Raw genomic sequence first — 24,886 nt, forward strand, 5'->3', positions numbered from 1 at the left:
CATTCAGCTCTTTCAATGAAGGCGCTAGTGGCGCATAGACGCGCAGCGCTTTGCCAGTGTTTTTTGTGGCGGGCCATTCTCCGGCCGTAGGAGCTGGCTTGCCAGCGAACGGATCTTCAGTCTTGAGCAGGGCTCAAGGGCCCCATCGCCGGCAAACCGGCTCCTACGGGAGGGGCGAGTCGTTGTGTTCGAGCATCCAGCGCACGAAGTCCCGGACCTTGGGCACTTCCGCCGAGTGTTCGGGGTAGGCCAGGTAATAGGCGTCCTGGCTGGGCATGGCGTATTCCCAGGCGATCACCAGCTTGCCTTCAGCCAGTTCTTCTTCCACCAGAAAACGTGGCAGCAGGGCGACCCCGCAGCCGACCTGGGCCGCACGAATGCACATATAGAAGGTTTCGAAGCGTGGGCCGTGGTAGCTGTGCTCGGTCTGGTAGCCCTGTTGGTCGAACCATTCGTGCCAGCCCTGGGGCCGTGAAGCGTTCTGCAACAGCACCAGTTCAGTGAGTTGCCTGGGGTCGGTCAAGGGCTCGGCGGGCAGGCTGTCAGGGGCGCAGACCGCCACCAGCTCTTCGCTGAACAGCTTCAGGCTCTCGGTGCCGGGGCGTGAACCCTGGCCAAAGTAGAAGGCCAGGTCGGCATGGCCCTGGAGCAGTTCGTCAGGCTCTTGCTCATTGCACAGGTCCAGGTGGATGTGCGGGTGGCGCAGTCGCCAGCCCTTGAGGCGCGGCACCAGCCAGCGGGCGCCAAAAGTGTAAGGCGTGGAGACTCGTAGGACTTCGGTCTCGCCGCCGTAGGAACGCAGGTAATGGGTAGACATCTCCACCTGGGTGAGGATCTTGCGCACCTCCACCAGGTACAGGTCGCCGGCCGGAGTCAGTTGCAGGCGCCGCCGTACCCGACGAAACAGCAGGTGTTGCAGCAGCTCTTCCAGTTGCGCCACTTGCTTGCTCACCGCGCTCTGGGTCAGGTTGAGCTCTTCGGCCGCACGGGTGAAGCTCAGGTGCCGGGTCACGGCCTCGAAGCACTGCAGGGCGGTGATCGACGGCAAGTAGCGTTTGTTGAGCATGGGTGGTCCTTGTTCTTATGGGTGCCAGCGAGCGGCTCAGCATGAATAAACGGAATGATATCTCGCTTAAAGGTCGTTTGTTGGCAAGTCTCGGGCCAGCTACAACTACTAGCCTTGATGGCCGTCGCAGCGGCCTGGTTCTTTCGCTTTCATCTGTAAGGAGTAACCCCATGGTTGCCGCATTGCTTGATCGTCTGGGTGTCAACCCGGCCCTGTACCAGTCGGGCACCCAGCCTGTGCACTCGCCCATCGACGGCAGCCGGATCGCCGCGGTGAACTGGCAGGGCGCCGCCGAGGTGGAGCAGCAGGTCAGTCGCGCAGAGCATGCATTCGCCCTGTGGCGCAAGGTGCCGGCACCCCGTCGCGGTGAGCTGGTGCGGCAATTCGGCGAGGTGCTGCGCGAGTACAAGGCCGACCTGGGGGAGCTGGTGTCCTGGGAAGCCGGCAAGATCACCCAGGAAGGCCTGGGGGAAGTGCAGGAAATGATCGACATCTGCGACTTCGCCGTCGGCCTGTCGCGCCAGCTCTACGGCCTGACCATCGCCTCCGAGCGCCCGGGCCATCACATGCGTGAAACCTGGCATCCCCTGGGGGTTGTCGGGGTGATCAGCGCCTTCAACTTCCCGGTAGCGGTCTGGGCCTGGAACACCACCCTGGCGCTGGTCTGCGGCAACCCGGTGATCTGGAAACCCTCGGAAAAGACCCCGCTCACCGCCCTGGCTTGCCAGGCACTGCTGGAGCGCGTGCTGAAGAATTTCCAGGACGCTCCCGAGTACCTGAGCCAGGTGATCATCGGTGGCCGCGACGCTGGCGCCGCCCTGGTGGACGATCCACGAGTGGCCCTGATCAGCGCCACTGGCAGCACCCGCATGGGCCGTGAAGTGGCGCCCAAGGTGGCCGCGCGTTTTGCCCGCAGCATTCTCGAACTGGGGGGCAACAATGCCATGATTCTCGGCCCCAGCGCCGACCTGGACATGGCGGTGCGCGCCATCCTGTTCAGCGCCGTGGGTACCGCCGGCCAGCGTTGCACCACCCTGCGTCGCCTGATTGCCCACGAGTCGGTGAAAGAGGAAATCATCAGCCGCCTCAAGACGGCCTATTCCAAGGTGCGCATCGGCCATCCGCTGGAAGGCAACCTGATCGGCCCGCTGATCGACAAGCACAGTTTCGAGGCCATGCAGGATGCCCTGGAGCAGGCCCTGAGCGAGGGCGGCCGGGTCTTCGGCGGCCAGCGCCAGTTGCAGGACCAGTTCCCCAACGCCTACTACGTGTCGCCGGCCATCGTCGAAATGCCCGAGCAGAGCGAGGTGGTGTGCAGCGAAACCTTCGCGCCGATCCTCTATGTGATCGGCTACAACGACTTCGAAGAAGCGCTGCGCCTGAACAACGCCGTGCCTCAGGGCCTGTCGTCCTGCATCTTCACCACCGACGTGCGTGAAGCCGAGCAGTTCATGTCGGCGGTGGGCAGCGACTGCGGCATCGCCAACGTCAACATCGGCCCCAGCGGCGCAGAGATCGGCGGCGCCTTCGGCGGCGAGAAGGAAACCGGCGGCGGTCGCGAATCCGGCTCCGATGCCTGGCGCGGCTACATGCGGCGCCAGACCAACACCGTCAACTACTCCCGGGAGCTGCCGCTGGCCCAGGGCATCACCTTCGATTGAGTCTTTTCGCGAGCACGCTCGCTCCTACGGGGAGGTTTGTAGGAGCCAGCTTGCTGGCGAACAGCGGCAAGTGCGTTTCAGCGTCTGTGGTTCGTTGATTTCGGAGTCTGGCAATGGCGCTACAAGAACAATGTCTGTGGGAAACACTCACTCCGCAACGGCCTGACAGGGCGCCGCTCAAGGGCGAGCTGACGGCGGATGTGTGCATCATCGGCGCCGGCTTCACCGGGCTGTCGGCCGCCGTGCATTTGCTGGAGCAGGGCAAGCGGGTCTGTGTGGTCGAAGCCCATCGCGCGGGGCACGGCGGTTCAGGGCGCAACGTCGGGCTGGTGAACGCCGGCATGTGGATCCCGCCGGACGAGATCGAGGCCGGTTTCGGCGAGCAGGTGGGCAGCCAGCTCAACCGCATGCTCGGCGCGGCGCCGTCATTGGTGTTCAGCCTGGTGGACAAGTACCACATCGATTGCCAGCTGCGCCGCGAAGGCACTTTGCACATGGCCCACAACGCCCGGGGTGAGGCCGATCTGCGCAGCCGTGAAGAACAGTGGAAACGTCGCGGGGCCCCCGTGGAGTTGCTGACCGGCGCGGCGTGCGAGGCGGCCACCGGCACTCGCAAGATTGCCGCGGCCCTGCTCGACCGGCGGGCGGGAACCCTCAACCCCATGGCTTACGTCAGCGGCCTGGCCAGGGCGGCGACGGAATTGGGCGGGCGTCTGTTCGACCATTCCCCGGTCACCCGCCTGGAGCGCCAGGGCCAGCGCTGGTCGGTGCAGACCGAGCAGGGCTCGGTGCTGGCCGAGCAGGTGGTGATCGCCTCCAACGCCTACACCGAAGGCGACTGGACCGAGCTGCGGCGCAACTTCTTCCCCGGCTACTACTACCAGGTGGCTTCCGCGCCCCTGACCGAAGAAGCGGCGCAGCAGATCCTGCCCGGGGGCCAGGGCTCCTGGGATACCCGACAGGTGCTCAGCAGCATCCGCCGGGATGCCGAGGGCCGCCTGTTGCTGGGCAGCCTGGGCAATGGCAGCCAGAAGCCCTTGTGGTTCCTCAAGGCCTGGGCCGACCGCGTACAGCAGCATTACTTCCCGTACCTCAAGCCGGTGGAGTGGGAATGCACCTGGACCGGCTGCATCGCCTTCACCCCCGACCACCTGATGCGCCTGTTCGAGCCGGCCCCGGGCCTGGTGGCTGTCACCGGTTACAACGGCCGGGGCGTGACCACCGGAACCGTGGTGGGCAAGGCCTTCGCCGACTACCTGTGCAACGGCGACCCCCAGGCCCTGCCGATCCCCTTCGCAGCCATGCAGCCCCTGGCCGGCGTGGGCTTGCGCAGTTGCCTGTACGAAGCCGGCTTCTCCCTCTACCACGCGGGCCAGTGCCTGCGAATTGTGATCTGAACAAGGAAATAGTGGGCGGCCGACGACGCTTTTCGATGCAGCGACTAGCCTGTAATGGTGCGGCTCGTAGCAGTCTCGCACCAGCAGTGTGCAGTTCGGTGACGCGAGCTGTTACAGCAGGGTTGCACGTTGAATTGTGTCGCGGTTGCAATGATGGCACGCATGGGTTGCGCCCATTAAAAAGCAGGGTTTCACCTTCCGCGGTTTAGACGGTTGCACGCCCAATAAAAAAGGGCTCGAAACAGTCGAAATAACAATAAGACAGCGACTTTTTTCAGAATAAAAAACCACTGGCACGGCGCTTGCTCTGAGCAACCTTAGTGAAGTCGCAGTGCCAACTAAAAAAACCTTGGAGCACCACCTCATGTCCCAGACGTTTTACAAGAAAGGCTTTCTGGCCCTCGCAGTGGCAACTGCGCTGGGTGTTTCTGCGTTTGCTCAAGCCGACCTGAAGATCGGTGTAGCGGGTCCCATGACAGGCGCCAACGCGGCATTTGGCGAGCAGTACATGAAGGGTGCACAGGCAGCGGCTGACGAGATCAACGCCAAGGGCGGGGTCAATGGCGAGAAGATCGTCCTGGTCAAGGGCGATGACGCCTGTGAACCCAAGCAGGCGGTGGCAGTGGCCAACCGCCTGGTGGACCAGGACAAGGTGGCCGGCGTGGTCGGGCACTTCTGCTCCTCGTCGACCATTCCGGCTTCCGAGGTGTACAGCGACGCCGGTGTGATTGCCATCACCCCGGGCTCCACCAACCCCCAGGTCACCGAGCGTGGCCTCTCCGCGATGTTCCGCATGTGCGGGCGTGACGACCAGCAGGGCATCGTCGCCGGTGACTACATCATCGATGTGCTCAAGGGCAAGAAAGTCGTGGTGCTGCACGACAAGGACACCTACGGCCAGGGCCTGGCGGATGCCACCAAGGCACAGTTGACCAAGCGCGGCGTGACCCCGGTGCTGTACGAGGGCCTGACCCGTGGCGAGAAAGACTTCAGCGCCGTGGTGACCAAGATCCGCGCCGCCGGCGCCGACGTGGTGTACTTCGGCGGCCTGCATCCGGAAGCCGGTCCGCTGGTACGCCAACTGCGCGAGCAGGGCCTGAAGGACGTGAAGTTCATGTCCGACGACGGCATCGTTACCGACGAATTGGTGACCACCGCCGGTGGCCCGCAATACGTTGACGGCGTGTACATGACCTTCGGCGCCGACCCGCGCCTGCTGCCAGACAGCAAGGCTGTGGTGGATGCCTTCCGCAAGGCCGGCACCGAGCCAGAGGGCTATACCCTGTACGCTTATGCCTCGATCCAGGCCCTGGCGGCCGGCTTCGGCGGCGCCAAGTCCAACAAGGGCGAAGATGCGGCCAAATGGCTCAAGGCCAATCCGGTGAAAACCGTGATGGGCGAGAAGTCCTGGGACGCCAAGGGTGACCTCAAGGTTTCCGACTACGTGGTCTATCAGTGGGACAAGGACGGCAAGTACCACCAGCTGGAAAAACAGAAGTGACATGAGTCCGAACGGGCCGGTACCACCCCCTGGTACCGGTCCCTGCTCGTGCAGTACTTGCCTTTTCTCGTAGAGCTGCACAACGGACGTGTTGCGCAGACGGGTGATCCCTGTCCGGCGTCGACGGCCTGTGCAGTCTCTCAAGTCCGTGAGATTGCGTTATGGATGGTATTTTCCTGCAGCAACTGATCAATGGGCTGACCCTCGGGTCCGTCTACGGTCTGATCGCCATCGGCTACACAATGGTCTATGGCATCATCGGCATGATCAACTTCGCCCACGGCGAGGTTTACATGATTTCCGCCTACCTCGCGGCAATCAGTCTGGCTCTGCTGGCCTATTTCGGCATTGAATCCTTCCCGCTACTCATTCTCGGCACGCTGATCTTCACCGTCGTGGTGACAGGGATCTATGGCTGGGTCATCGAGCGCGTGGCCTACAAACCCCTGCGCAACTCCACCCGCCTGGCGCCGCTGATCAGCGCCATCGGCATTTCGCTGATCCTGCAGAACTACGCGCAGATCAGCCAGGGTGCCAAGCAGCAAGGGGTTCCGACCCTGCTGGCCGGGGCCTGGAAAGTCGATATCGGCACAGGCTTCGTGCAGCTCACCTACACCAAGATCTTCATCCTGGTGGCGGCGTTCGCCGGCATGGCACTGCTCACCTACATCATCAAGTACACCAAGCTCGGGCGTATGTGCCGGGCCACCCAGCAAGACCGCAAGATGGCGTCGATCCTCGGCATCAACACCGACCGGGTGATCTCCTACGTGTTCGTCATCGGCGCGGCCATGGCGGCCCTGGCCGGGGTGCTGATCACCATGAACTACGGCACGTTCGACTTCTATGCCGGCTTCGTCATCGGCATCAAGGCGTTCACCGCGGCGGTACTCGGCGGCATCGGCTCGCTGCCTGGGGCGATGCTCGGCGGGATCATCCTCGGCATCTCCGAGTCGCTGTTCTCCGGCTTGATCAACTCCGACTACAAAGACGTGTTCAGTTTCTCGCTGCTGGTGCTGATCCTGATCTTCCGTCCCCAAGGCCTGCTGGGTCGCCCACTCGTGGCGAAGGTGTAAGTATGTCTGCTGCCAATAAACCGATTGATATCAAAAAGAGCGTCATCGACGCCGTGCTGGCCGGGCTGATCTCGCTGATCGTGTTTGGCCCCATCGTGGGTGTGGTGCTCGATGGCTACAGTTTCAACCTGCAGCCGACTCGCGTGGCCTGGCTGGTAGCCATTGTCATGGCCGGCCGGCTGGCCCTGAGCCTGTTCCTGCAAACCCCCAAGGGCCTGAAGATTCTCCAGGGCTTTGAAAGCACCGGCTCCGGCGTGCATGTGCTGGCGCCGGACTACAAGTCGCGGCTGCGCTGGATCATCCCGGCCCTGATCGTGATCGCCATCGTGTTTCCGTTCTTCGCCAACAAGTACCTGCTGACCGTGGTCATTCTCGGGTTGATATACGTACTGCTGGGCCTGGGGCTGAACATCGTGGTGGGGCTGGCGGGCCTGCTGGACCTGGGCTACGTGGCGTTCTACGCCATCGGCGCCTACGGCCTGGCCCTGGGCTACCAGTACCTGGGCCTGGGCTTCTGGAGCGTGCTGCCCCTGGCGGCGATTGCCGCGGCCCTGGCGGGGTGCATATTGGGCTTCCCGGTGCTGAGGATGCACGGCGACTACCTGGCCATCGTGACCCTGGGCTTTGGCGAGATCATCCGCCTGGTGCTCAATAACTGGCTGTCCTTCACCGGTGGCCCCAACGGCATGCCGGTACCGTCGCCGACTTTCCTGGGCCTGGAGTTCGGCCGCAAGGCCAAGGACGGCGGGGTGCCGTTTCATGAGTTCTTCGGCCTGGAATACAACCCCAACCTGAAGTTCCTGTTCATCTACATCGTGCTGTTCCTGGTGGTGCTGCTGGTGCTCTACATCAAGCACCGGCTGACCCGCATGCCCGTGGGGCGGGCCTGGGAAGCCCTGCGTGAAGACGAGATCGCCTGCCGCGCCATGGGCCTGAACCATGTGCTGGTCAAACTCTCGGCCTTCACCATCGGTGCTTCCACCGCCGGCCTGGCCGGGGTGTTCTTCGCCAGCTACCAGGGCTTCGTCAACCCGTCGTCGTTCACCTTCTTCGAATCGGCGCTGATCCTGGCCATCGTGGTGCTGGGGGGCATGGGCTCGACGGTGGGCGTGGTGATCGCGGCCTTCGTGCTGACTGTGGCGCCGGAGTTGCTGCGCAGCTTCTCCGAGTACCGGGTGCTGCTGTTCGGCATTCTCATGGTGTTGATGATGATCTGGCGACCGCGAGGGCTGATCCGCATCAGCCGTACTGGCGTCACTCCACGCAAAGGTGCTCTGACTGAGGGGAACGCGCCATGAGCGAATACATTCTTTCGGTCGAAAACCTGATGATGCACTTCGGTGGCATCAAGGCCCTCAGCGACGTCAGCCTGAAGGTCAAGCGCAACTCGATCTTCGCCCTGATCGGCCCCAACGGCGCCGGCAAGACCACGGTGTTCAACTGCCTGACCGGCTTCTACAAGGCCTCCGGCGGGCGCATCGAGCTCAATACCCGGGGCCGGCAGACCAACGTCATCAAGCTCCTGGGCGAGCCCTTTCGCGCCACCGACTTCGTCTCGCCGAAAAGCTTCGCCAGCCGCCTGTACTACAAGATGTTCGGCGGCACCCACCTGGTGAACCGCGCCGGCCTGGCGCGGACCTTCCAGAACATTCGCCTGTTCAAGGAAATGTCCGTGGTGGAAAACTTGCTGGTGGCCCAGCACATGTGGGTCAACCGCAACCTGCTGGCGGGCATCCTCAACACCAAGGGCTACCGCAAGGCGGAAAGCGCCGCCCTGGACCATGCCTTCTACTGGCTGGAGGTGGTGGACCTGGTGGACTGCGCCAACCGCCTGGCCGGCGAGTTGTCCTACGGCCAGCAACGGCGCCTGGAGATCGCCCGGGCCATGTGCACCCGGCCGCAGATCATCTGCCTCGACGAGCCGGCCGCCGGCCTCAACCCCCAGGAAACCGAGGCGCTGAGCGCAATGATCCGGCTGCTGCGCGACGAGCACGACCTGACCGTGGTGCTGATCGAACACGACATGGGCATGGTGATGAGTATTTCCGACCACATCGTGGTGCTCGACCACGGCAACGTGATCGCCGAGGGCGGCCCGGAGGCGATCCGCAATGATCCGAAAGTGATTGCCGCCTACCTGGGTGCCGACGAAGAGGAGCTGGCATGACTCAACCTATCCTCGAACTCAAGGACCTGGACGTGTACTACGGCCCGATCCAGGCCCTGAAGAAAGTCTCGCTGCACATCAACGAAGGGGAAACCGTGAGCCTGATCGGCTCCAACGGCGCCGGCAAGTCGACCCTGCTGATGTCGATCTTCGGCCAGCCCCGGGCGGAGTCCGGGCAGATTCTCTATCGCGGTGTGGACATCACCCACAAGTCGTCCCACTACATCGCCTCCAACGGTATCGCCCAGTCCCCGGAAGGGCGTCGGGTGTTCCCCGACATGACCGTGGAGGAAAACCTGCTGATGGGCACCATCCCCATTGGCGACAAGTACGCCAATGAGGACATGCAGCGCATGTTCGAGCTGTTTCCCCGCCTCAAGGAACGGCGTACCCAGCGGGCCATGACCATGTCTGGCGGCGAGCAGCAGATGCTGGCCATTGCCCGGGCATTGATGAGCCGGCCCAAGTTGCTGCTGCTGGATGAGCCGAGCCTGGGCCTGGCGCCGATCGTGGTGAAGCAGATCTTCGCCACCTTGAGGGAGTTGGCGGCCACCGGCATGACCATCTTCCTGGTGGAGCAGAACGCCAACCACGCGCTGAAGCTCTCGGACCGCGCCTACGTGATGGTCAACGGCGAGATCCGCCTGAGCGGCACCGGCAAGGAACTGCTGGTCAACGAGGAGGTGCGCAACGCTTACCTGGGCGGCCACTGACCGTCCGCTCTGTGGATAAAGCATGCCCCGCCGGCCCGCGCCGCCGGGGCATTGTTATGCCCACCCCATCCCGTCCTCCCCTGTAGGCGCTGGCTTGCCAGCGAAGGGGGCCGCCTGACCGCCTTTCTGATTTCACCGAGCGCCGACTGGCGCTTTGCGCCTGCACCAAGCCTGTGTCCGGTAATTGTGGAAAACATTCCTGGCAAGCTGCTTTAACGCGGCATAAAGACGCTGCAAACAGTTGTTTTTCCACTGTTTTGACTTGTCCCCGTTTGCTGTGGAGCGGGCTGTGGGTAACGTGGGTGTAGCTGGCTGCAGGCCTTTAACCACGTGGCTTGCAGGCGATTGGTTGTTTTTTGATCGGTGCTTTTTATGGGAGCTGAAGGTGCGCTTGTCAACCTTTTTATTGTCGCAGCTGTACCTGGAAAAGGGTTGGAATAAGCCTGTGGATAAGTCTGTGATTAAACTCTGGAAAGACGGCTCTGAGCGGCGTAGTTACTGGCCTCTGGCCTTGTCAACCTTGACCGTGCGGTCATCTTTGCCCGGGCCGGCTGCATGGACCCGCGGTCCGGGTCAAGCAAAAAACTTCTGCTGGACCCGCGCAGGCCCTGTGGATAGCGGCTTTCAGCCCTTTGCACTTGCCCCCAAAGACTGTGGACCGGCCTGTGGATAAGGTGCGTGCACATGGCTGCAGGCCATGTAACCCGTGGCTTGGCGCCTGGTGAGTGTTTTTTGTACAGCGAGCATCGGGCGCGCTCACCGCTTGCGGCTCTTTACGGCCAACGGCGCGGTTGCCGGTAGGAGCCGGCCCGGGCATGCTGCGAAGCGTTTTTTATCGAAACGGCGGCTCGCCACCCAGCAAGGAGAACACCATGACTTCCACACTGTTCATTACGGGCGCGACTTCCGGTTTTGGCGAAGCCTGCGCCCGGCGCTTTGCCGCAGCCGGCTGGTCCCTGGTACTGACCGGCCGCCGCGAGGAGCGCCTCAGCGCCCTGTGCGCGGAGCTGTCCAAACAGACCGAGGTGCATGGCCTGGTGCTCGATGTGCGCGACCGCAAGGCTATGGAAGAGGCCATCGCCCAGTTGCCGCCTTCGTTCAGCAAGCTGCGCGGGCTGATCAACAACGCCGGCCTGGCCCTGGGCGTGGACCCGGCGCCCAAGTGCGACCTGGATGACTGGGACACCATGGTCGACACCAACATCAAGGGCCTGATGTACAGCACCCGCCTGCTGCTGCCACGGTTGATCGCCCATGGCCGCGGCGCAGGCATCGTCAACCTGGGCTCCATCGCCGGCAACTACCCGTACCCGGGCAGCCACGTCTATGGCGCGAGCAAGGCCTTCGTCAAACAGTTCTCCCTGAACCTGCGCTGCGACCTGCAGGGCACCGGCGTGCGCGTCACCAACATCGAGCCGGGGCTGTGCGAAAGCGAGTTCTCCCTGGTGCGCTTCGCCGGTGACCAGGCACGCTACGACGCCACCTACGCCGGGGCCGAGCCAATCCAGCCCGAGGACATCGCCGACACCATTTTCTGGGTGCTCAATACCCCGGCACACGTCAACATCAACAGCCTGGAGCTGATGCCTGTGAGCCAGACCTGGGCCGGTTTCGCCATCGAACGCAACGCCAAGTCATGAGCCCCCTGTAGCCGCTGCCGCAGGCTGCGACAGGGCCGCAGGGCCCTCCAGCGCCCGCAAGATCTTGCGCCTCCTGCGGAGGCGGTCGCAGCCTCGCCATCGCTCGGCAGCGGCTACAGTTGTACTCGGATACACATAAGCTGATTCGTTTCAGCTTGTGGTCAGCCCTGACAGGTTAGAATTCCCGCCAGAAATTTCGCCGCTGCCTCACACGAGGCGGCGTTTTTGAAGTTCGATAGGAGGAATCGTGAGTAACCGAGGTGAGCAGGCTCTGCTCAAACAATCGACCGTACTGATGTTCGCCGTGGCGATCGCCGGTATCGTCACGGGTTTTGTTTCTGGCGCCCAATCCATCCTGTTCGATGGATTTTTTTCGCTGATCGCCACCTTCATCAAGGTCCTGATGCTGATCACCGCCAAGCTGATCGCCAAGGAAAGCAACCACCGTTTCCAGTTCGGCTTCTGGCACCTGGAACCCATGGTGCTGCTGATCGAAGGCAGCTTCCTGATGCTGATCGCCATCTACGCCTTCCTCAATGGGGTGTTCGGCATCATCAACGGTGGCCGCGAGGTCGAGCTGGGGCTGGTGATTTTCTATGCAGCGTTTTTCGCCGTGGCGGAGTTCGCCTACTTCTTCTACGTGCGCCGGCGTAACCGCAAGCTCAAGTCGTCGCTGATCCAGTTCGACAACATCAGCTGGCTGGTGGACGCGATGCTATCGGTGGGGCTGCTGGTGAGCTTCATCATCGCCTTGCTGCTCAAGCAGTACGGGCACGGCCAGTGGGCGGTGTATGTCGACCCGGCGATCCTGATCCTGCTGGCCCTGAGCATGTTGCCGCCGGCGCTGAAGATCCTGCGCCCGGCCCTGCGTGATGTGCTGGGGATCGCCCCGGACCAGTTGGACGAAAAGGTCCGCAATGTGATGGAGCAGGCCAAGGCCGCCCATGGTTTCGACGACTACATCAGCTACGTGCAGAAGCACGGTCGGGCGCGGTTTATCGAGATCCATATCGTCTTGCCGGCGCACTATCCGCTGCAGGATGTGGCGACTCTGGACCGCTTGCGCGAGGAGATTTCCAGCCAGTTGGGAGAGGCCGACGCAGCGCGCTGGCTGACCATCAGCTTTACCGGGGATCGCAAGTGGATCGCTTGAGGGGCGGCGCCTGTTTCGCCGGCAAGCCGGCTCCTACAACACCGCGTAGGAGCCGGCTTGCCGGCCAAGGGCCTCAGGCAAAATATTCCGCCAGCCCGCGATAGCAGGTCGCCAGGTGATAAGGCGTGGTCGAGGGCATATCCCGCCGGCTGACCGCGCCGTTGGCATCCAGGCATTCATTCCAGCCCCCTGCATGCAGGAAATGCGCTTGCAGCGCTTTTAGCTGACGCAGCAAGGGCGCCTGGCCAGCCGGGCGCAAGGTCAGGGCACGCAGGTATTCGGCCTGGGCCCAGATGCGCTGGGTGGCGTCCTTGACGCCGGCTCGGGGCGGCAGTTCGAGCATGGCGCACACGGCGCCGCTCTCGGGCTCGACTCCCAGTTGCTCGGTAAAGGCGAAGGCTCGTTCCACGCAAGCGTGCAGGGCGCTGCCGCGCAGTAACTGTGACGAGGCCAGCAGGAAGTACCACTCGAACTGGTGCCCCGGCTCGAACCAGTTATCCACAGCTCCCAGGGGCTTCTCCATCATCACCCCGTGCTGGGGGTCGATGAACTGCTGCTGCATGGCCTGGCACAGGTCCAGCAACGCGGCTTGCACCGCAGCGTCCTCGCGTACGGCCAGGATCGCGAGAAAGGCTTCGGCCAGGTGCATCAGTGGATTTTGCAGCGGCCCCGAACCCAATATGGACCAGTCCTCGGCGAGGCTGGCTTCGTAGAGCCCGTCGCCGCGGGCGAAGCGCTGGGCTACCACTTCCAGGGCGGCGTTGAGCACCGACTCCACCAACGGCTCGCGGACCTTGGCCCAGTAGTGAGCGCAGGCGAAGAGGATGAAGGCGTGGGTGTAGAGGTCCTTGCGCCTATCCAGCGGCGCGCCTTCGGGGTCGATGCTGTAGAACCAGCCGCCGTGCTCGGCGTCGTGAAAGTGCCGCTGCAGCGAGCGGAACAGCGCGGCGGCGCGCTCCTGGGCAAAGGGCGCGGCGGCATCGCCGATCAATTGGGAGAACAGATACAACTGCCGGGCACAGGCCATGGCTCGATAGCGCTGCGGCGGCAGCGGCCGATGCTCGGCGTCCAGCGCCTCATAGGGCAGCGCCAACTGCGGATTCCAGCCCGGGCCTTGCCACAGCGGCACTATCACCTTGTGGAAATGCTGCTGCATGGCGTTGAACAGAGCGCTCGATTCAGGCGAGGTGGCGGAGCGGGATACATCGGGCATTGGCTGGCGTCGTCACGGCAGTTTTGAATGCGCGACATGTTACCAGAGAAGCCCCACAAGGCGGCTTGCCCGCCGAGCACGACCTGCTGGCAGGAGCTGGCTTGCCAGCGAAGGAGGCCCGCAGGACCGCCTTCGCCGGCACGCCGGCTCCTGCAGATGAAGCAGGGATCAGCCTGCCAGCAACCAGACGCCCGTAGCGGCCGAGGCCGCACCGGCCAGGCGCACCAGCGGCGCTGCCGCCTGAGGCAGTACCCGTACCACGGCATAGCCGGCGGCATGCAGGGCCGCAGTGGCCGCCACAAAACCGGCGGCATAGGCCCAAGGGCTGGACATGTCCGGCAGTTCCAGGCCGTGGGCCACGCCATGGAACAGGGCAAACAGCGCGGTGGCGGCAATCGCCAGGCTCAGGGGCGGGCGCACGGCCAGGGCCACGGCCAGGCCCAGGGCCAATACCGAGGCGGCGATGCCGCTTTCCAGGGCCGGCAACTCCAGGCCCTCGAAGCCCAGCACACCACCGATCAGCATGGTGCCGACGAAGGTGCAAGGCAGCGCCCAGCGCGCGGCGCCTTGCTGCTGGGCGGCCCACAGGCCGACAGCGAGCATGGCCAGCAGGTGGTCGAGGCCGCTGATGGGGTGGCTGATACCGGCCATCAGGCCGTTGTCGCCATGGCCCGGGTGGGCGAAGGCCAGGGCCGGGGTCAGCAGCAGGGCCAGGGCCCCGAGGATGCGTTTTAGGGTCATGGAGTGGCTTTCCTTGTTGAGCGGATTGGGTTCGGGGATCAGGCAGCGGTGAGCAGGCCCTGGCGTTCGATGAAGGCGATGATGTCCGCCAGGCCCTGGCCGGTTTTCTGGTTGCTGAAGACGAACGGCTTGCCGCCGCGCATGCGCTGGGTATCGCTGTTCATCATCTCCAGGGAGGCTCCCACCAGCGGCGCCAGGTCGATCTTGTTGATCACCAGCAGGTCGGATTTGCAGATGCCCGGACCGCCCTTGCGCGGCAGCTTGTCACCGGCGGAAACGTCGATCACATAGATGGTCAGATCGGAGAGTTCGGGGCTGAAGGTGGCCGAGAGGTTGTCGCCGCCGGACTCCACCAGGATCAGGTCGAGCCCGGGAAAGCGCCGGCTCAACTGGTCTACCGCTTCCAGATTGATCGAGGCGTCTTCGCGGATCGCGGTGTGCGGGCAGCCGCCGGTTTCCACGCCGATGATCCGTTCCGGCGCCAGGGCCTCATTGCGTACCAGGAAGTCGGCGTCTTCACGGGTGTAGATATCGTTGGTCACCACCGCCAGGTTGTAGCGCTCGCGCAGGGCCAGGCACAGGGCCAGGGTCAGGGCGGTTTTACCGGAGCCCACCGGGCCGCCGATGCCGACGCGCAGAGGTTGTGCGTTCATGAGTTTCTCCTAGGAACGGAACAGGCGGCTGTACTGGCGCTCGTGGGCCATGCTCGCCAGGGACAGGCCGAAAGCGGCGCTGCCATGATGGTTGGGGTCAAAGTTCGCGGCGTTGTGCTGGGCTTGCTGCAACAGTGGCAGCAGCTCGCTGGTCAGGCGCTGGGCGGCCTGCTGGCCCAGGGGCAGGGTCTTCATCAGCACCGCCAGCTGGTTCTCCAGCCAGCTCCACAGCCAGGCGGCCAGGGCGTCCGCCGGGCTGATGCCCCAGGCCCGTGCCGCCAGGGCCCAGCCCAGGGCCAGGTGTGGTTCGTCCTGGTGCGTCAGCAGTTCCCTGGCATCGCTGTCCAGTTCCGGCAAACCCTCCAGCAGTTGCTTGAGGGAATAACCCATCTGCCGGCTTTCCTGGTAAAGCTCGCGGGTTTCGCGGCTGGCCCGATGTTCCTCGCTCAACTGCTGCAAGCGGGCCCAGTCCTGGTCGGCTGCGGCCTGGCAGTGGGCGAGCAGCAGCGGTGCTTCGAAGCGTGCCAGGTTCAGCAGCAGTTGATCGCTGATCCAGCGGCGGGCGCTGGCCTGATCATTTACCCGCTGCTGCTCCACGGCCATTTCCAGGCCCTGGGAATAGCTGTAGCCGCCAATCGGCAACTGCGGGCTGGCCAGGCGCAGCAGGGCCCAGGCCGGGTTCATGGGCGGACGCCGAACTGGTGCAGGCGCGGCGGATAGTTGAAGTCTTCATCGCCGTGGCGCGAATGATGGTGGCCGCCGCCATAGGCGCCATGCTCGGGCTGGAACGGTGCCTCAAGGGGCGCGGTGCTGGCCCCCAGCTGTTCGAGCATGGCCTTGAGCACATAGTCGTCCAGCAGGCGCAGCCAGCCGTCACCCACCTGCAGGGCCACGTGGCGGTTGCCCAGGTGATAGGCGGCGCGGGTCAGTTCGAAGGCGTTGCGGCAGGTGACGTGCAGCAGGGCTTCCGGGCGGGCGCAGACCTTGACGATGCGCCCGTCCTCGGCCTCCAGGAACTCCCCATCGTGCAGCGGTGGCTGGCCCCGCTCCAGAAACAGGCCGACGTCTTCACCGGCGGCACTGAAACAGCGCAGGCGGCTTTTGCTGCGGGCCTCGTAAGTCAGGTGCAGTTCGGCGGACCAGGTGGCTTGGGGAGTGGTTCTGCGGTGGATCACCAGCATCGGAAAGCTTCCAGCTATGAGCGATGCACAAGCCAGAGCAAGGGCCTTGCCAATCACTCGGTGGAGAGGAAAAACCCTTTCTCGATGCCGGAACTGCGCCTGAAAAAGGGGCAAAACCTTGTTTCATCTTGTTACAAATTGATGCGCTGAGCTGATTTATAGCACTGAGTTGGTGCGCGGGAAATGTTTTTGCTGCAATCCGGTGCCCGGCGGGCAGGCAGGCGCAAACGCGCAGCCCAGAGCGGGGCGCATAGTGTGAAGGGGGAGCGGTGCGGGCGAGTTACTCGGTGCTGCCCAGGCCTTGCCAGTGCTTGAGGCCGATGAAGATGAAGCGCAGTTGCTGGGTGATCTTGGCCTGGGGCGTGAGGTGTTCGGGCAGGGCCTGGGCCGGGGGATCGATGATGTCGGGCAGGGTGGCGAACACGCTTTTGACGATCAGGTCGGCCATGACGCTGAGATCGGCGGCGTCCAGGTGCTGGAGCTTGGGCATCAGGGTGAGGTCGGCGGCGAGGTCCGAACTGATGTTCTCGCGCAAGGTGGCGATGGCCTGGCGAACCGGCAGTGAGCCGCCGTACTGCTCTCGGGCCAGAAACAGGAACTGCGAGCGCTTGGCTTCCACTACATCGAGGAAGATGCGTACCGAGGCATCGATGATGCCGCCCATGACGAATTCATTGTGGCGCACCAGGCGGATGGTTTCGCGAAAGGTCTGGCCGACTTCGCTGACCAGTTCCAGGCCCAGTTGGTCCATGTCGCTGAAGTGCCGGTAGAAACCGGTGGGCACGATACCCGCGGCTTTTGCCACTTCCCGCAGGCTCAGGCTGCCAAACCCACGGCCACACTCCATCAGGTGCCGGGCGGCATCCATCAGGGCGTTGCGGGTCTGTTGCTTCTGTTCGGCGCGGGGCAGCATCGGCGGGGCGTTCTTTGCTCAATGGGAGCGGCGCACTCTAGCAAATCAACTTTGCCGGAGTCGAACTGCTGTCAGAGACAGGCGGGAGAGGCAGGGGGAAAAATGCAGCTGCTATAAAAGTCAAAGCCCGATCCAGGGATCGGGCTTTTTTCCAGGGCCAGCATGGCCTCAGCTCGCAGCTTGATGACGTTCGGCCAGGCGATCAGCACCGCCTTCGGCAACGGTCTGACCTTGAGGTGTACGGCTGTAGCCATCTTCCACCAGGCCTTTCTCTTCCAGGCGATCACGGCCGCCTTCAGCTACGTTTTGACCTTGTGGGGTGCGGTCGTAGCCATCTTCGGCGACGTTCTGGCCTTGAGGTGTACGGTCGTAGCCATCTTCGGCAACGTTCTGGCCTTGAGGGGTGCGATCATAGCCGTCTTCGGCAACGCTCTGGCCTTGTGGAGTACGGTCATAACCGTCGGCAGCGACTTTGTTGCGTTCGATCAGGCGATCCGAACCGCCTTCGGCCAGGGTCTGGGTGAACACGCTGTGGCTGGCCTTGACCTGTGGGGTGGCTTGTTCAGCAGCTGGCAGGGCGAAGGCGTTGGCAGCCAGAACAGATAAGGCGAGGCTCAGTAAAAGTTGGCGTTTCATGATGGGTTGCTCCTTGGTAGGGCGATAAATTGGGTACGGAGCTAATGTTACCGCCGCTAAATCGATATAAAAGTTCATAAACACAATGGTAATAATCAACGGAATTGATTGTTTGCCGCGAAGGCTCTAGCTCGGGCGTTAACGCCGATTGCTTTTGCACCAGGGTGGGTATTTTCGACTCACTGCCGCTTCAGGGAGGGGCGGCTCGAGGTAACACAAAGCTGTCCGAGTGATCAGGAAAGCAGGTTTTTTCAGCGGATCGGGTAGCCGGATTAAACCTGCGCGGGCTTTGTCAGTCGTAGTTTTCATGGCCGGTGATTTTTCCATCGGCAGTTCATCGATGCGTCGTGGTTGGGCGCTCAGTTGTCTTCAGGAGCCTCGTGCAATGACGCGCACTCGTAAAATTCTCGCCTGGTCCATCACTGGCCTGATCCTGCTACTGGCGGTGCTGGTACTGGTGATCGCGTTCTTCGATTGGAACCGGATCAAACCCACGCTCAATGCCAAGGTCTCCGAGGAGTTGCACCGGCCCTTCGCGATCAATGGCGATTTGTCGGTGGTCTGGCAACGCGAACCTGACGAAGGTGGCTGGCGGGCCTGGGTGCCCTGGCCTCACGTGGTGGCCCAGGACCTGACCCTGGGCAACCCGGACTGGTCCAAGGCGCCGGAGATGGTCAGCCTCAAGCGGGTTGAGCTGCGCATTTCGCCTCTGGCCCTGCTGGCGCAACGGGTGAGCATTCCGCGCATCGACCTCACCGAGCCCGACGCCGCGTTGCAGCGCCTGGCCGATGGGCGCGCCAACTGGACTTTCAAGTTCGACCCCAAGGACCCGAACGCCGAACCGTCCAACTGGACGGTGGACATCGGTGCCATCGGTTTCGACAAGGGCCACGTGACCCTCGATGACCAGAGCCTGAAGACCCAGCTGGACCTGCAGGTGGAACTGCTCGGCAAGCCGATCCCGTTCAGCGATATCGTCGGTGAAAGTGAAGCGAAGAAGGTGGCCGAGAAAGGCGCCGAGGCCCAGGCCTATGCCTTCGCCCTCAAGGTCAAGGGCCAGTATCACGGGCAGAAGCTCGCCGGCACCGGCAAGATCGGCGGCCTGCTGGCCTTGCAGGATTCCCGCAAGCCGTTTCCGCTGCAGGCCCAGGCGCAGATCGGCGACACCAAGGTGGAGCTGCGCGGCAGCCTGACCGACCCGCTGAACCTCGGCGCCCTGGACCTGCGCCTGAAGCTGGCGGGCACCAGCCTGGGCAACCTCTACCCGCTGACCGGGGTGACCCTGCCGGATTCGCCGCCCTATTCCACCGACGGCCACCTGACCGCCAAGCTGCACGATCCGGCGGGCGCGACCTTCAGTTACCAGGACTTCAACGGCAAGATCGGCGACAGCGACATCCACGGCAACCTGACCTACGTGGCCAGCCAGCCACGGCCCAAACTCAGTGGCGCGCTGGTGTCCAACCAGTTGCTGATGAGCGACCTGGCGCCGCTGATCGGCGCCGACTCCAACGCCAAGCAGAAGGCCCGGGGCGGCGAGAGCAAGCAGCCGGCGGACAAGGTGCTGCCGGTGGAAGAGTTCCGCACCGAGCGCTGGCGGGACATGGACGCCGATGTGGAATTCACCGGCAAGCGCATCGTCCACAGCGCCGAGCTGCCGTTCACCGATCTGTACACCCACCTGGTGCTCAACGACGGCCAGCTCAGCCTGGAGCCCCTGCGCTTCGGCGTGGCCGGCGGCAAGCTCGACGCCCAGATCCGCCTCAACGGCCACACCACGCCGCTGGAGGGCCGGGCCAGGCTGACGGCGCGCAATTTCAAGCTCAAGCAACTGTTCCCCACCTTCGAACCGATGAAGACCAGCTTTGGCGAGCTCAATGGCGATGCCGACATCGCCGGTCGCGGCAACTCGGTGGCGGCCCTGCTGGGCAGCGCCAACGGTGACCTGAAGATGCTGATCAACGATGGCGCCATCAGCCGCAGCCTGATGGAAATCGCCGGGCTCAACGTCGGCAACTATGTGGTCGGCAAGATGTTTGGCGACAAGGAAGTGAAGATCAATTGCGCGGCGGCCGACTTCGGCATCAAGAGCGGCCTGGCGACTTCCCGGCTGTTCGTCTTCGACACCGAGAACGCCATCATCTACATCGATGGCACCGCCAATATGGCCAGCGAGCAACTGGACCTGACCATCACTCCGGAATCCAAGGGCCTGCGCCTGTTCTCCCTGCGCTCGCCGCTTTATGTACAGGGCAAGTTCATCCAGCCCAGTGCCGGGGTCAAGGCCGTGCCCCTGGTACTGCGCGGTGCCGGCATGGTGGCCCTGGGGGTGATCGCCGGGCCGGCGGCGGGGCTGCTGGCGCTGGTGGCGCCCAGCGGCGATGAGCCCAACCAGTGCGCGCCGCTGTTGCAGCAGATGCGCTCGGGCAAGGCACCGGTGACGGTGAAACCGACTCATTAAGGGCCTGGGCGCGCGGCCAGAAAAAAGCCCGCCGCTGCAGGCAGGGCGGGCTTGGGGGAGAGGGCGTTACAGGTCGTTGAGGATGTCTGCCATGTCGTCGGCGTGTTCTTCTTCCTGGGCCAGGATCTCTTCGAACAGGCGGCGGGTGGTGGGGTCCTTGTCACCGATGTACTGGATGATCTCGCGGTAGCTGTCGACCGCGATGCGCTCCGCCACTAGGTCTTCGTAGACCATTTCCTTCAAGGTGTTGCCGGCCACGTACTGGGCATGGGAGTGCTTGGACAGCAGGTCGGGGTTGAACTCCGGTTCGCCACCGAGCTGGACGATGCGCTCGGCCAGTTTGTCGGCGTGCTCGGCTTCCTGGGTGGCGTGTTCGAGGAACTCGCTGGCGGCGACGCTGGCCTTGATCCCGTTGGCCATGAAGTAGTGGCGCTTGTAGCGCAACACACAGACCAGCTCGGTGGCCAGCGACTCGTTGAGCAGGCGCAGTATCTCCTCGCGATCGGCGTTGTAGCCCTCGGTCACGGCTCCGTTTTCCACGTGTTGGCGGGCCCGTTCGCGCAGGGTGTTCACATCAGACAAATGCATGTCGCTCATCTCGATCTCCTGGAGGCTAATCCGATTTACGCCAGGCTCTGTTGGCCTGATCGCTACCTTGGTTGTGAGTCGCGGCGGCGGCAAAAAGTTTTATCGGATGTGCCCGGCGGTCAACTGCGTGCCAGTGGCGGGTGCCCGGCCAGCAATGATTCCTGCTGCAGCCATTGAAGAAAGGCGCGCACCGGCGGATGGCGCTCGCGGCCGGGCACGCACAGGGCGCTGTAGCCGGCGCCGTCCACCTGGACTTCGGGTCGGTAGGGCTGCAGCAGGCCGCTGGCCACGCTCTGGGACACCAGGATGTCGCTGGCCAGGACCAGGCCCTGGCCGGCAATGGCCGCTTGCAGGGCGTACTGTTCCTCGTCGTAGGAGCGGATCAGCGGCGCGTCATCGAACCAGCTTTCCCCGGCCTGGGCGCACCAGGCCTGCCAACCGTCGGCATACAGCCGGGAGTTGCGCCAGTGCACGCTGATCAGGGTCGGTGCCTGCTGGCGGGCCAGGGCCACCTGCTGGGGCGAGCCGTAGACTGCGAAACGTTCGTCGAACAGGCACAGGCCGTGCAGGTCCAGGTAGCCCTCCTGGCTGTAGCGGATCGCCACGTCGATGCTGGCGTCCTGTTGCAGGTCCACCACCTCGCATTGGGTATCCAGGCGCAGGCTGATGCCGGGGTGCCGGGCATAGAAGCGCCCCAGCCGCGGTACCAGCCACAGGGCGGCAAAGGCCGCGGTGGTGGAAACGGTCAGTTGGGCATTGCTGGGTGTGGGCCGCAGCGTATCGACACTCTGGGTCACTTCCAAAAGAGCACCGTGCAAGCTGTGAAACAAGCGCTGGCCGGGCTCGGTCAGGCGCACCTGGCGCGGCAGTCGTTCGAACAGCGCCACCCCCAGCCAGTGCTCCAGGCTGCGGATCTGGTGCGACACCGCGGTGGGCGTCACCGACAGGTCCTCGGCGGCGGCCTTGAAACTCAGCAGGCGCGCGGCGGACTCGAAAGTGCGCAGGGCGGTGAGGGGCAGGTGGGCGAACATTGAGTGCTCCATGGCTGAGATAAATTCATCTGGAAGAAATTCTGTTCATTTGTTGCAGTGCGGCTGTGCTCTTAGCTTTAGCGCGGACCGGCCTTGGTTTCAAGGCCGCCATCAGCAACCCCTCTGAGGCAGATGAGATGAGTACAGTTCTTGCGATCCACGGTAGCCCACGGGGCGAGCGTTCCCACAGCCGGCGCCTGGCCGACGCCTTCCTCCAGGCCTGGCAAGCGGCCAATCCCCAGGGGCGGTTGACCCGGCGCGAGGTTGGCCGGGGTGCCTTGCCCCACGTCAGCGAAGCCTTTATCGCCGCCGCGTTTTATCCACAGCCCGAGGCGCGGCCTCTGTCGATGCAGGCCGACCTGGCCCTGAGCGACGAACTGGTGGCGGAGTTGCTTGGCCATCAGCGCCTGGTGATCTCGGCGCCAATGCACAACTTCAGCGTGCCCAGCGGGATCAAGGCCTGGGTCGATCACATCGTGCGCCTGGGGCTGACCTTCAACACCCATCAGGACAACGGCGTGGCCCAGTACCAGCCCCTGGTGCAGGGCAAGAAGGTGTTGATCGTTACCAGCCGCGGCGGGGGCGGCTTTGGCCCGGGGGGCGAGCATGAAGCGATGAACCACGCGGACCGCTGGTTGCGCACGGCCCTGGGTTTTATCGGTATCGAAGACGTCACCGTGGTTGCGGCGGAAGGCGAGGAGTCGGCGCCCGAGCGATTCGCGCAGTCCTGTGGCGAAGCCCAGCAGCGCCTGCTGGCCCTGGCGCAGAGTTTCTGAGGGGGCGGCGCCATGGCCTGGATGTTCCTGCTGCTGGCGGCGGCCTTCGAGGTCACGTTCGCCATGGGCATGAAGTACGCCGAGGGCTTTACCCGGCCCTGGCCGTCGCTGCTGACGGTGGTCGCGGCGGTGGGCGGGATCTATTTCCTGACCCTGGCCATGCGCGAGTTGCCGGTGAGCGTGGCCTACCCGATCTGGACCGCCATCGGTTCCCTGGGCACGGTGCTGCTGGGCTGCCTGCTGCTGGGAGAAAGCCTGACGGCGGTCAAGCTGGTGTCGGTGGGGCTGATCGTGGCGGGGGTGGCCGGGCTGAAGTAGCTGCCGGGAGAAACGGGCTGTCACCGGTTTGTCGCCAAAGCGTCATGGGGGCTGACGACGGCCTCGGTTATGGTCTAGCTTTCAGCCAGCCCCGCTGCCTTCGCACAAGGATGTCGCCGCATGTCCCAAGAGCTTGCCACCCGTTACCCCCTGGTCCTGGTGCCCGGCATGCTCGGCTTTGTCCGCCTGCTGCTGTACCCCTACTGGTACGGGATCATTCCGGCCTTGCGCCGGGGCGGGGCGCAGGTGATCGCGGTGCAGGTCTCGCCGCTCAATTCCAGCGAGGTGCGCGGTGAGCAGTTGCTGGCGCAGATCCAGCGGATCATGGCCGAGACCGGCGCCGCCCGAGTCAACCTGATCGGCCACAGCCAGGGCGCGCTCACCGCGCGCTACGCCGCCGCCAAGCGCCCGGACTGGGTGGCCTCGGTAACGTCGGTGGCGGGGCCCAACCATGGCTCCGAGCTGGCGGATTATCTGCAACGGCATTCACCCGCCCATAGCCTGCGGGGGCGAGTGCTGAGCCTGCTGCTAAGGGGGATTTCAAGCCTGATGCGGTTGCTGGAAACCGGCTATCGCGGACCGAAGCAGCCGGTGGATATCCATGCTTCGCACCAGTCCCTGACCACCGAGGGCGTGGCCCTGTTCAACCGCCAGTACCCCCAGGGGTTGCCGCAGGAATGGGGCGGGCAAGGGCCGGCGCAGGTCAACGGTGTGCACTACTACTCCTGGTCCGGCATTTTGCAGCCGGGCAAGACCAACCGCGGGCGTAACCTGTTCGACGGCACCAACCGCAGTTGCCGGCTGTTCGCCCGCACCTTCGTCCGTGAAGCCGGCCAGTGCGACGGCATGGTGGGGCGCTACAGCTCGCACCTGGGGCAGGTCATTGGCGATGATTACCCGCTGGACCATTTCGATATCGTCAATCAGTCCCTGGGGCTGGTGGGCAAGGGCGCTGAGCCGATCCGCCTGTTCGTCGAACATGCCCGGCGCCTCAAGGCCGCCGGCCTCTGATCTCAGCGTTGCCCGGCAGAAGCCGGCTTGCCGGCGAGCGGTCCCAGCACGGTGGTCCAGCGTTCCGAGAGAATCACCCCGCCCAAGGTCAGCAAGCCACCCACCAAATGGAACCAGGCCAACTGCTCATGCAGCACCACTGCCGCAATCAGCGCCGTGATCAACGGCAGCAGATTGAAAAACAGCGTGGTCCGGCTTGGCCCCAGGCGCACCACCGCCTGCATCCAGGCCAAGGGCGCGAGCATCGAAGCCAACAGGCAGGCATAGAGCACCAGCGGAATGTTCTGCAGAGTCGGGCCTGCCTTCGGCGAAGCCAGGAACAACGGTAGCAGCACCACGACCGCCACCAGCACCTGCAGATACAACAGCACCAGCGGCGGCAGGCGCAGCTGCCATTTCTTCAGCAGGGTGCTGTAGATGGCGTAGGCCAGGGTGGCCACCAGCATCATCGCGTCCCCCAGGTTGACCCCGTGTTGCAGCAGCGCGGCCAGGCTGCCGGAGGACACCACCACCAGCACCCCGGCGAAGGACAGCACGGCGCCCACCAGGGCTCCGGCAGTCAGGCGCTGGCCCAGGGCCGCGATGGCCATGGCCAGGGACATCAGCGGCATCAGCGAAAGGATGATGCCCATGTTGGTGGCCGAGGTCAGGCTGGCGGCGAAGTAGGCCAGGCTCTGGTACACCGCCATGCCCAGCACGCCGAGAATGGCGATGCGCCAGAGGTTGGGGCGGACCTCCGGCCAGTGCTTGATCACCGGCTTGAGCATGAAGGGGGTGAACAGCAGGCCCGCCAGCAACCAGCGATAGAAGCCGATCTCCGCGGGAAAGATCGCGCCCACGGCGAGTTTGTTGATCACGGTATTGCCGGCCCAGATAAAGATGGCCAGCAGTGGATAAGCGTATTGCATGGAGACAACCAGACAGTTGATGAAGGCTGATTATCCTCTTGTCCGGATCAATGCCTATACTGCGAACCGGACAACCCGCCCC

At 63.9% G+C, this 24,886-nt stretch carries 24 protein-coding genes; 13 read left to right on the forward strand and 11 right to left on the reverse strand.

Annotation, left to right across the window (positions count from 1 at the left end):
* Nucleotides 1–163 precede the first annotated feature (163 nt).
* Entirely contained in the window at nt 164–1,066 is a 903-nt protein-coding gene (locus KI242_RS03050) for a LysR family transcriptional regulator (RefSeq protein WP_015633948.1), read from the reverse strand.
* A gap of 170 nt (nt 1,067–1,236) precedes the next feature.
* Between KI242_RS03050 and KI242_RS03055 the strand changes: the two genes are divergently transcribed.
* From KI242_RS03055 to KI242_RS03095, 9 genes are all read left to right on the forward strand, one after another.
* Complete coding sequence (locus KI242_RS03055; RefSeq protein ID WP_011058964.1) at nt 1,237–2,727, forward strand: aldehyde dehydrogenase family protein; 1,491 nt, start codon at nt 1,237–1,239, stop codon at nt 2,725–2,727.
* 113 nt (nt 2,728–2,840) lie between these two features.
* Nucleotides 2,841–4,124 carry an FAD-binding oxidoreductase gene (locus KI242_RS03060; RefSeq protein WP_053148791.1) on the forward strand — a complete coding sequence of 428 codons (1,284 nt, stop codon included), beginning with the start codon at nt 2,841–2,843 and terminating at the stop codon, nt 4,122–4,124.
* A gap of 364 nt (nt 4,125–4,488) precedes the next feature.
* Nucleotides 4,489–5,625 (forward strand): branched-chain amino acid ABC transporter substrate-binding protein, encoded by a 1,137-nt coding sequence (locus KI242_RS03065; RefSeq protein ID WP_011058966.1) that lies wholly within the window; start codon nt 4,489–4,491, stop codon nt 5,623–5,625.
* Nucleotides 5,626–5,786: 161 nt separating this feature from the next.
* Nucleotides 5,787–6,701 (forward strand): branched-chain amino acid ABC transporter permease, encoded by a 915-nt coding sequence (locus KI242_RS03070; protein ID WP_011058967.1) that lies wholly within the window; start codon nt 5,787–5,789, stop codon nt 6,699–6,701.
* Between the two features lie 2 nt (nt 6,702–6,703).
* Complete coding sequence (gene livM, locus KI242_RS03075) at nt 6,704–7,999, forward strand: high-affinity branched-chain amino acid ABC transporter permease LivM (RefSeq protein ID WP_015633950.1); 1,296 nt, start codon at nt 6,704–6,706, stop codon at nt 7,997–7,999.
* The gene (locus tag KI242_RS03080; protein ID WP_011058969.1) at nt 7,996–8,868 is read left to right on the forward strand and encodes an ATP-binding cassette domain-containing protein; all 873 of its coding nucleotides are present in this window, start codon (nt 7,996–7,998) and stop codon (nt 8,866–8,868) included. The genes livM and KI242_RS03080 overlap by 4 nt, the downstream gene beginning before the upstream one ends.
* Complete coding sequence (locus KI242_RS03085) at nt 8,865–9,581, forward strand: ABC transporter ATP-binding protein (RefSeq protein ID WP_011058970.1); 717 nt, start codon at nt 8,865–8,867, stop codon at nt 9,579–9,581. Before KI242_RS03080 ends, KI242_RS03085 begins: the two co-directional genes overlap by 4 nt.
* Before the next feature lie 872 nt (nt 9,582–10,453).
* A complete protein-coding gene (locus KI242_RS03090) occupies nt 10,454–11,221 on the forward strand; it encodes an SDR family oxidoreductase (protein ID WP_041115482.1) in 768 nt (255 codons plus the stop codon).
* 247 nt (nt 11,222–11,468) lie between these two features.
* On the forward strand, nt 11,469–12,374 hold the full coding sequence (locus tag KI242_RS03095; protein WP_011058972.1) for a cation diffusion facilitator family transporter: 906 nt from the start codon (nt 11,469–11,471) through the stop codon (nt 12,372–12,374).
* 73 nt (nt 12,375–12,447) lie between these two features.
* On the opposite strand, the gene KI242_RS03100 is transcribed toward KI242_RS03095, so the two are convergent.
* The 7 genes from KI242_RS03100 to KI242_RS03130 form a co-directional block, all read right to left on the reverse strand.
* Nucleotides 12,448–13,587 carry an AGE family epimerase/isomerase gene (locus KI242_RS03100; RefSeq protein ID WP_053148795.1) on the reverse strand — a complete coding sequence of 380 codons (1,140 nt, stop codon included), beginning with the start codon at nt 13,585–13,587 and terminating at the stop codon, nt 12,448–12,450.
* 168 nt (nt 13,588–13,755) lie between these two features.
* Nucleotides 13,756–14,328 (reverse strand): HupE/UreJ family protein, encoded by a 573-nt coding sequence (locus KI242_RS03105; RefSeq protein WP_015633953.1) that lies wholly within the window; start codon nt 14,326–14,328, stop codon nt 13,756–13,758.
* Between the two features lie 38 nt (nt 14,329–14,366).
* Complete coding sequence (gene ureG / locus KI242_RS03110) at nt 14,367–14,981, reverse strand: urease accessory protein UreG (protein ID WP_212805892.1); 615 nt, start codon at nt 14,979–14,981, stop codon at nt 14,367–14,369.
* A gap of 9 nt (nt 14,982–14,990) precedes the next feature.
* Nucleotides 14,991–15,665, reverse strand: a complete 675-nt coding sequence (locus KI242_RS03115; protein ID WP_053148798.1) for an urease accessory protein UreF — start codon at nt 15,663–15,665, stop codon at nt 14,991–14,993.
* Entirely contained in the window at nt 15,662–16,162 is a 501-nt protein-coding gene (ureE, locus tag KI242_RS03120) for an urease accessory protein UreE (protein WP_011058977.1), read from the reverse strand. The genes KI242_RS03115 and ureE overlap by 4 nt, the downstream gene beginning before the upstream one ends.
* Before the next feature lie 280 nt (nt 16,163–16,442).
* Nucleotides 16,443–17,075 (reverse strand): TetR family transcriptional regulator, encoded by a 633-nt coding sequence (locus tag KI242_RS03125; RefSeq protein WP_011058978.1) that lies wholly within the window; start codon nt 17,073–17,075, stop codon nt 16,443–16,445.
* 168 nt (nt 17,076–17,243) lie between these two features.
* Nucleotides 17,244–17,711 (reverse strand): hypothetical protein, encoded by a 468-nt coding sequence (locus tag KI242_RS03130; RefSeq protein WP_011058979.1) that lies wholly within the window; start codon nt 17,709–17,711, stop codon nt 17,244–17,246.
* A gap of 385 nt (nt 17,712–18,096) precedes the next feature.
* On the opposite strand from KI242_RS03130, the gene KI242_RS03135 reads away from it, so the two are divergent.
* Entirely contained in the window at nt 18,097–20,172 is a 2,076-nt protein-coding gene (locus KI242_RS03135) for an AsmA family protein (RefSeq protein ID WP_125062439.1), read from the forward strand.
* Nucleotides 20,173–20,238: 66 nt separating this feature from the next.
* Here KI242_RS03135 and KI242_RS03140 read toward each other — a convergent pair whose 3' ends face one another.
* Nucleotides 20,239–20,769 carry a ferritin-like domain-containing protein gene (locus KI242_RS03140; protein ID WP_015633957.1) on the reverse strand — a complete coding sequence of 177 codons (531 nt, stop codon included), beginning with the start codon at nt 20,767–20,769 and terminating at the stop codon, nt 20,239–20,241.
* A gap of 110 nt (nt 20,770–20,879) precedes the next feature.
* A complete protein-coding gene (locus KI242_RS03145) occupies nt 20,880–21,803 on the reverse strand; it encodes a LysR substrate-binding domain-containing protein (RefSeq protein ID WP_162470465.1) in 924 nt (307 codons plus the stop codon).
* 125 nt (nt 21,804–21,928) lie between these two features.
* Between KI242_RS03145 and KI242_RS03150 the strand changes: the two genes are divergently transcribed.
* From KI242_RS03150 to KI242_RS03160, 3 genes are all read left to right on the forward strand, one after another.
* On the forward strand, nt 21,929–22,567 hold the full coding sequence (locus KI242_RS03150; protein ID WP_015633958.1) for an NAD(P)H-dependent oxidoreductase: 639 nt from the start codon (nt 21,929–21,931) through the stop codon (nt 22,565–22,567).
* A gap of 12 nt (nt 22,568–22,579) precedes the next feature.
* Nucleotides 22,580–22,885 (forward strand): multidrug efflux SMR transporter, encoded by a 306-nt coding sequence (locus KI242_RS03155; RefSeq protein ID WP_011058984.1) that lies wholly within the window; start codon nt 22,580–22,582, stop codon nt 22,883–22,885.
* A gap of 120 nt (nt 22,886–23,005) precedes the next feature.
* Nucleotides 23,006–23,896 (forward strand): triacylglycerol lipase, encoded by an 891-nt coding sequence (locus KI242_RS03160; RefSeq protein ID WP_212805893.1) that lies wholly within the window; start codon nt 23,006–23,008, stop codon nt 23,894–23,896.
* A gap of 2 nt (nt 23,897–23,898) precedes the next feature.
* Here KI242_RS03160 and KI242_RS03165 read toward each other — a convergent pair whose 3' ends face one another.
* On the reverse strand, nt 23,899–24,804 hold the full coding sequence (locus KI242_RS03165; protein WP_212805894.1) for a DMT family transporter: 906 nt from the start codon (nt 24,802–24,804) through the stop codon (nt 23,899–23,901).
* Between the last annotated feature and the right edge of the window lie 82 nt (nt 24,805–24,886).

This window comes from Pseudomonas sp. Eqa60, from assembly GCF_018326405.1.
GTDB lineage: Bacteria > Pseudomonadota > Gammaproteobacteria > Pseudomonadales > Pseudomonadaceae > Aquipseudomonas > Aquipseudomonas protegens.